Genomic DNA, 2,729 nt, shown 5'->3' with positions numbered 1-2,729 from the left:
GTGTCGCCGTGCTCAGCCCGACACCTCGCTGGTCTGCATCACCGGGGTGATCGTGGTGTAGTTCGCGACGTCGGCGGTGATCGCCTTCCCGTCGCCGCGGGACATCGCCGCCTTCATCGCCTCGATCGACGCGAACCGGAAGTGCGCGGCGGCGACGTACGGGCCGTCCAGCCCGCGGTCGATCTCGACCTCCGAGATGCCCCACATGGCGCTGGCCATCGGGATGTGCTTGTCCCGGTAGTAGTCGTGGTCGAACGTCGCACCCTCGGTCCTCGGGTACAGCACGCTGAGCCGGATCATGGTGACCGCCTTCTCACAGTCGCGGCGCCCGCCGATCGAGACGCACTGGTCCAAGCTTCTCCCAGATAGCCCCACCCGCGCGCGTCGCGCCACCACCAGCACCATCAGTGCTCCCTCAGGAACCTTCGGTCATCAACCGGAGCCCGTGGGGCCGTGCCGGCCAAGGCCGCCACCAACGGGACCGGAGGCCGGTTCGCATTCCGCCCGGCCCCACAGGGCGCCCCGGGAAAACGTTGCCATAATCCGGCCAGAGAAGTCTGTATCGTGGTGATGCGCATATTCGGGGGGTCGATGATGACGGCGCAGTGGGACTTCTTCATCTCCTACGACCAGGCGGACCGCGCCTGGGCCGAATGGCTCGCCTCGACGCTTGAGCAAGCGGGATACCACATCAGCTTCGCGGGTTGGGACGACGTTCCCGGCTCGAACTGGGTGAACAATCTGTTGACGGCCATCAAGAGCTCGACCCGAACCATCGTGGTTCTCTCGGCGGCCTATGCCGGGTCGACGACGAACCAGCACGAGTGGCAGGAGGCATGGCGCCGGGACCCGGTCGGGGTTGCGCGCCGACTGGTACCGGTCCGAGTTGAGGAATGCGTGGCGCCCGGGGCGATGGCCCAGATCGTCCCGATCGACGTGTTTGACCCCGAGATGTCCGCTAGCGTGGTCCGAGAGCTGTTCCTCGCCGGGGTGAAGCGTGCGGTGAATGGTCCGACGAGGCCGGACCGGCGACCCGATCGCGGGCGGTGGGACCCCACCGCCGCCCGGCCGCGGCGAACCTCCACGGGCCCTGGCACGAGCGCGGGATCGATCCCGCGCACGGACGGTGGGACCAGTACCGCCCGGACCCGCGTCGCACTGGCGGCGCTCGAGGCGCGAGACTACGAACGGGCCTGCGTGGAGTTCACTCGGGCGATCCGCCGGGACGACGATCCCGAGCTCCACTATTACCTTGGGCTCTGCATGATGGCCGGGCGGCGCGGAAATCAGCTGGAACACCACGAGTTCGACGCCCTCAAAAGACACCTCCAGCTTGCCGCGCGGCTACCGCACTCAAGGATCGCCTGGTGCCTGGTGAGCTACGACTGGCGCTCCCCCGCGGGGGGCGTCGCCCTTTCGCCCGACGTCTCGGATCTTCTATCCGAAGTCGAACCCGAGCACGCACGGGAGATCATCCTGCATCTGAGGTCGCCGGGTAATCCGGTCTGGGAAGGGCTTCTCGCAACATCACGATCGGGGGAATGGAAATCAGCAGCACACTGAACTTGACTGCTCGCCGGACACGGGTGGAGAAGTACTTCCGCCGGATGATCGACGACACCCCACGCAAGCACGCGGTCTACTTCGCGCTCGCCGCCGTGATAGCCATGGTCATCGCCTTCGCGAAGTTCGGCCAGGGCGGCGAGTCGATTCTTCTCGGTCTCGCGCTACTCGCGTCCGCCGGGATCATGGCGTACATCGGGTACTGCCGGGAGATGACCTACCGGGAGGAGCGGCGTCGGCCCGCGGACGAGGAGATGGATCGCCACCTGGCCGCCGATCTCGACGCGATCGTGAAGGATGCGTACCGCGAGCTCCACATCACCAGCGACGACCTGGTGCTCCAGAAGGACGATCCCTCACCACTGGCGGAACTCGACCCCAGCCGGACACCCGCGCGGGAGCCGTACATCGTTCTCGGGGCGGGCAACCCCTGCCGGGCTGCGATCGGCCGGGATGGTCGGCTGCGACTCGACCGGTATCAGGTCGCGATCTTCTGCCCGACGAGATTCAAGCTCGGCGTCTACGAATGCGAGCTCAACCTGGCCGACGGCACCTGGCAGGATCCGACCTGGACCGGAATCTTCTATCGGCACGTGGTGGCCATCCGGAAAAGCTCCGCCAAGATCGACGAGAAGGAGAACGAGATACAGAAGTGGGACGACGAGAAAAACGAGTTCATCGACTACGGAGCTGAAAAGGTCCGGAAGTTCGAGCTGCACACCTCGGGCGGGGTGGGTATCGAACTGACCATCGGCGTCGGCATCGACGGGCGGACGGAGGAGTTCCTCGATCTCGGCATCGATCGGGTGATCAGAGCCATCCAGCAGGTACTCCGCCAGCAGGGCGGCGAGGCCAGGTACTGACACCCACCCGTGACTGCCGCGGGCCTCGGCCCGCGGGTGAGGGGTCGCGGCCGCTTGGCGGCTTCGTTCTCGGCGGTGACGGTTGACGGGACGAGCGGATGACGGGGTTGCACGATCCCGACGAGCCGATCGCGCAGCAGGCCCTGCCCGCGCAGGTCGGGATCTCGGCGGGCGTCAGGGCGCACCTTTGGTTGTGATCATGATGCGAACACGGTGGAGACCATGCCCACCGCGCCCCCGCGTCCCGTCTATCCACACCAGCACCAGCGATCATGGTGTTTCGCAGTGCCGGGCAACACCGCC

3 protein-coding genes are annotated in these 2,729 nt (G+C 66.6%); 2 read left to right on the top strand and 1 reads right to left on the bottom strand.

Annotation, left to right across the window (positions count from 1 at the left end):
* Nucleotides 1-12: 12 nt before the first annotated feature.
* Nucleotides 13-405 carry an EthD family reductase gene (locus tag NBZ85_RS29960; protein ID WP_261563289.1) on the bottom strand — a complete coding sequence of 131 codons (393 nt, stop codon included), beginning with the start codon at nt 403-405 and terminating at the stop codon, nt 13-15.
* Nucleotides 406-570: 165 nt separating this feature from the next.
* Here NBZ85_RS29960 and NBZ85_RS29955 point away from each other — a divergent pair, with 165 nt between their 5' ends.
* Together NBZ85_RS29955 and NBZ85_RS29950 are read left to right on the top strand one after the other, a co-directional pair.
* On the top strand, nt 571-1,563 hold the full coding sequence (locus NBZ85_RS29955) for a toll/interleukin-1 receptor domain-containing protein (protein ID WP_261560596.1): 993 nt from the start codon (nt 571-573) through the stop codon (nt 1,561-1,563).
* Complete coding sequence (locus NBZ85_RS29950) at nt 1,542-2,426, top strand: hypothetical protein (protein WP_261560594.1); 885 nt, start codon at nt 1,542-1,544, stop codon at nt 2,424-2,426. Before NBZ85_RS29955 ends, NBZ85_RS29950 begins: the two co-directional genes overlap by 22 nt.
* The last annotated feature ends 303 nt before the right edge of the window (nt 2,427-2,729 follow it).

Origin of the sequence: Frankia tisae (assembly GCF_025403405.1) — a bacterium.
GTDB lineage: Bacteria > Actinomycetota > Actinomycetes > Frankiales > Frankiaceae > Frankia > Frankia tisai.
The sequence above is the reverse complement of the archived record's forward strand: the minus strand, read 5'-3'. Positions and strand labels throughout refer to the sequence as shown.

Coding starts and splice junctions, on each gene's coding strand:
- NBZ85_RS29950 (WP_261560594.1), top strand. CDS start 1,542: ATGGAAATCAGCAGCACACTGAACTTGACTGCTCGCCGGACACGGGTG.
- NBZ85_RS29960 (WP_261563289.1), bottom strand. CDS start 405: ATGGTGCTGGTGGTGGCGCGACGCGCGCGGGTGGGGCTATCTGGGAGA.
- NBZ85_RS29955 (WP_261560596.1), top strand. CDS start 571: ATGCGCATATTCGGGGGGTCGATGATGACGGCGCAGTGGGACTTCTTC.